Source organism: Methanobrevibacter oralis, from assembly GCF_001639275.1.
GTDB classification, from domain to species: Archaea; Methanobacteriota; Methanobacteria; order Methanobacteriales; family Methanobacteriaceae; genus Methanocatella; species Methanocatella oralis.
Genome location: NZ_LWMU01000105.1, coordinates 1 through 4260 on the forward strand (window position 1 = coordinate 1; position 4260 = coordinate 4260).

Genomic DNA, 4260 nt, shown 5'->3' on the forward strand with positions numbered 1-4260 from the left:
GGAAATACATTAGATAAACACACAAAAAGAATTTATAGAACTCCTGAAGGCATGTTTGCTTATATTATGTCAAGAAAAAATGGTTGGATCGAAAACCGAAATCAAGACCTAACAAATTGACAGTCCCACTCATGCTTATTTATTTATAATATTTCCATCAAAATTATTTACTATGTATATTGTTTTTGAAGGTATCGATGGAGCTGGTAAATCAACTCAAATTCAGCTATTGAAAAAATGGTTGGAAGACAATGGATTTAGTGTTGAAACAGTAGTGGAACCAACTGATTCTGAAATTGGGAAATTAATTAGAAAAATTTTACAAAGACCAGATGCTGCTAATGATAGAATCCAAAAAACATTAGGATTATTATTTGCTGCAGATCGTATGCTTATTATGGATAAGCTTTCAGATGAGAATAAGATAATCCTTTCAGATAGATCTTATATTTCAAGTTTAGCTTATCAAACACCAGCTAATTGGATTGCAGATATTAATAAATATGCTAAAACACCTGATCTTCTTTTACTTTTAGATTTGGATGTAAATATTTCAGTTAATAGGTGTTCTGGTGAAGATGAATTTGAAAATGAAGGATTTTTAACTAATGTTAAAGATAATTATTTAAAACTTGTTGAAAATTATCGACATGAAATTATTAATGCAAATAATGGAGTAAATAAGGTATCGTCAGATATTAAAAAGGCAGTAGCTCCGTATTTAGGCATTTGTCCGGATTGTATTTTATAGAAAAAGGAGGAGTTATTTTCCACCTAATTCTTTTAACCTTTTTTCAATAGCTTGGGTAATGTACTCTTTTGCTTTCATAAGTTCACTGTATTGTCCAATTAATTTAGGACCATATTCACTATGTTCAAGTTTAACATCGAATTTATCAATAGCATGGGCAAGCATAGCTTCACCAACACCATTAGGCAGTCCCATCTGATACTCGCCTTCAGCTACAGGTGTATCATCGTTAATTTTATTCATTTCATCGTGAATAGCTTGTGAAATATATAATTTAACATTTTCAAGTTCATCTGGGTGTCCTGTTAATGCAGGGCCTTGTTCTGATTGTTCATAATTTACTTGAAATTTTTTAAGGACATCTGTAAGCATTGCTTCACTAACACCATTAGGTAAAATCATTTCAAAGTTTTCTTCAGACATTGTTTTCCTCCATATATTTTCTAACTGGAGCAAAGAATTCAATTAAAAAATCTTTAATTCCATTTTTTAAATCCATTGGATGTAAGTTACCTTCACTATATTCTTTAAGTAATTCTTCTTTATTAAGTTCTATATTTCCACCAAATTTCTCTGCTCTTTTAATAAGCAAAGTGTCTTGGTTGGGATATACGAATGTTTCAGCTATTTCAATCATAGGATTATCTTCAATTTCTCTTTGTGGACAATAGCTTTTATTAATCTTTTTACTTATTACTTCGATGGAATCATCAACAGCAATGTAATTACCTTTACTTGAAGACATTTTAGCGTCTCCATCAAGACCGTGTAATAATGGAATATGAATGCAAACTGGAGTATTTTCACCAATTTTTTCAAGGTTTTCACGTGCAAGCATTTGAATTTTTCTCTGTTCCATCCCACCAAGAGCAATATCAACATTTAATGCTGCCATATCAACTGTTTGCATAATTGGATAAACTACACTAGCCACTTTTGGATTATCATCATGACGACTAACTTGATCCATACTTCTTCTAGCTCTTTTTAAAGTGGTCATTGTAGCTAATTTATAAACTTTATCTGTGTAATCTCTTTTTAATTGAAAACTTGATCCATACACAAATTCAGTTGTATCATCAAGTCCCAATGCTTTAAAGCAGTGCATATTGTATTCAGCAGTTTTAGCTATTTCTTCAATACTTCCTTTTCCATTTAAAAAAGCATGATAATCAGCTAAAAGAATCTTAATTTTAAAACCTAACTTTTGAAGTGTTTTAAGTTTTTGAACAGTTGCAGCATGTCCTAAATGGATTTTACCAGAAGGTTCATAACCAGTATAAGCTATAGGTTGTTTTTTTTTAAGAACTTCTTCCAAATCTTCAATATCTATGACTTCTGCAGTATTTTCTTCAATTAACTGAATTTTTTCATCAATATTCATTTTATCACTTAGTTTACCAAATAAATGTAGTTATCAATTTTAATAAGTTTAATTTCATCGCCAATATTATAATCTTGGAATCCATCTTTCAATTCTAAATCAACAGCCGAATAATCAGATGGATCTAATATTTGTAAATTTTTCGGAGATTTTGATATAATAGTTGTTGTTTCTATTTCATTTGCTTTTTTAAGAAGTTTAATATCTTCTAAATGTTTCATAGGAATAGTATGATTTTTAGCTGTTTTAATGTCTGTTCCAATAATCCTATTTTTATTAATACTTTTTACTTGCAGGATTCTATTTTCATATTTTATAAAATCATCAATTTCAAATTCTGGAATTCTAATGGAAATCCAAATCCTATAAAGACCTTTGCCTGTAGATTTATCTTCACTAATAAGTCTAGGAGATTCTTTTATGATTCCACCAAATTCATCTTTTAAGCTTTCACCTACTTTTCGAGCTGTTTTTAAAGATCCAATGTAGTAATCACGACCTTCTTTTAGTGTAGCTATTTGAGGGCAATAAGCTAATTTGTCTACTTTTGATTGTCTTATTAAAATTCTCTCAATAGCTTTATCAGCTAATTCATATTCTTCATTTTTTATTTCTCTATTATGCGCTCTAAATTGTATAACTGCTTCATAATATCCTGCTTGAATTTTACTGCATGTTGGACAAACACTTTTAAGGATTTTAACTTCAACATCATGATTTTCATCAATTTTTTGCCCATGAACTTCTCCTAGAATTTCAACATAACAAATAGCAATAGTACCTTTCAGTTGTTCAATTTTAAGGTTAATAATTTCATTTTCAACCAAATCATTGATTGTAATATTTTTTTCAAGTGCACGATATATTACTTCTTCTTCAGGAATATTTTCATCTAACCATTTTCCTTCTTCAAGCTTACTATTGCAATGGCTACAAATTTGAACTTCGATTCTATGTGGTATTTGAATCATTTGATAATCTTTTAAAAAACAGTCTATGCAGATGTCTCCAATCATTTTTTTATCGGTACTTCCACATTCTAAACAAAACATAATATCAAAAAATAAGTAAAAAAGGTATTATAATGTTTTTAAAGGAGCTGTAGCACCGCATGCAGCACATTTTAATAAAAATATTCTACCTTCTCTGATAATTTTAGTGTCTGGCCTATTACATTCGTGGCAAATTACATATTTGTCTACATAGTCTTCAATTCTTTCATTTATTAAATAATGGGTAAATTTACCTTGTAAAATTGCTCTTTGACCTTCAATATTTCCTGCTGTTCCTAATTCTCTCATTAAGAATTTTAATACATGTTGTGGGTCTCTGTCTAAATCTTCAGCAACTTCTTTAAAGTTTTTAATAAATGTCCTATTACCTTGGATATCTGAATAAGCTTTAGGGATTTTAAATCTTTTGTGTTCAAATACTTCAGGAGGTAATTGGTCTATTGCTCTTCCTAATAATTCTTCATATTCATCCATATTATCTCTCCATAAAATTAGTATAAATATAATATAATAATTTTGATTTTAATCATTTATTAAGTTATTGTTTACCTCATTGCTGTCAAGCTAAGGTTTTCAATATCTTATTTTTTTTTAATTTTTGCCTTGTTTTATTTAAATTTTTTGTTTAATATTTTTGTTTCTTTTATATAAATTTTTAATTTACTTATATCTAATTTTAAGTATTTTTAATAGTTAGTTTTATTAATTAGTAATTTTAAATATTTATTTAAGAATATTAGTTTATTTTAACTGATTATAGTTGGATTAAGGGGTTGTTTTGTAATGGTTTTTGAAAATTTAGTTTGTGGAAAATTAGGAAATTTTAATAATTTTATAAACAGAAAATATTTATTAAGTGATGTTGCATTTACTCGGAAAGGAAAATTAAGTTTATCCGACTTCTTTGGAGATAAATCGTTTTTTAAGAACGGAAACAAAAGATATGGGGTGTTAGAATTAGTAAACAAGCAGTTTCGGAAAAAAGGCAATTCATAGATCCACAAGTTTATATATGACATGAATGATGATTTAGTTTCGAGTATTTATGATCAAAATTAGATGAAATGCCTTCATTTAAAGGATTGCACGTATGTGCAATTGATTCATCGATT

The 4260-nt window shown here is 28.3% G+C and carries 6 protein-coding genes; 2 read left to right on the top strand and 4 right to left on the bottom strand.

Annotation, left to right across the window (positions count from 1 at the left end; all coding sequences use genetic code 11):
* The first annotated feature begins 172 nt into the window (after positions 1-172).
* Complete coding sequence (gene tmk, locus MBORA_RS08790) at positions 173-751, top strand: dTMP kinase (RefSeq protein WP_042694097.1); 579 nt, start codon at positions 173-175, stop codon at positions 749-751.
* A gap of 12 nt (positions 752-763) precedes the next feature.
* Here the strand turns inward: tmk and MBORA_RS11465 are convergent, their stop codons facing one another.
* From MBORA_RS11465 to MBORA_RS08810, 4 genes are all read right to left on the bottom strand, one after another.
* The gene (locus tag MBORA_RS11465; RefSeq protein ID WP_063720559.1) at positions 764-994 is read right to left on the bottom strand and encodes a hypothetical protein; all 231 of its coding nucleotides are present in this window, start codon (positions 992-994) and stop codon (positions 764-766) included.
* A gap of 172 nt (positions 995-1166) precedes the next feature.
* Positions 1167-2135 (bottom strand): tyrosine--tRNA ligase, encoded by a 969-nt coding sequence (locus tag MBORA_RS08800; protein ID WP_063720558.1) that lies wholly within the window; start codon positions 2133-2135, stop codon positions 1167-1169.
* 8 nt (positions 2136-2143) lie between these two features.
* A complete protein-coding gene (locus MBORA_RS08805) occupies positions 2144-3187 on the bottom strand; it encodes a 60S ribosomal export protein NMD3 (RefSeq protein WP_042694098.1) in 1044 nt (347 codons plus the stop codon).
* A 27-nt stretch (positions 3188-3214) separates the two neighbouring features.
* The gene (locus MBORA_RS08810; protein WP_042694101.1) at positions 3215-3622 is read right to left on the bottom strand and encodes a translation initiation factor IF-2 subunit beta; all 408 of its coding nucleotides are present in this window, start codon (positions 3620-3622) and stop codon (positions 3215-3217) included.
* A gap of 309 nt (positions 3623-3931) precedes the next feature.
* Between MBORA_RS08810 and MBORA_RS11230 the strand changes: the two genes are divergently transcribed.
* Positions 3932-4144, top strand: a complete 213-nt coding sequence (locus tag MBORA_RS11230) for a hypothetical protein (RefSeq protein WP_042694103.1) — start codon at positions 3932-3934, stop codon at positions 4142-4144.
* Positions 4145-4260 lie beyond the last annotated feature (116 nt).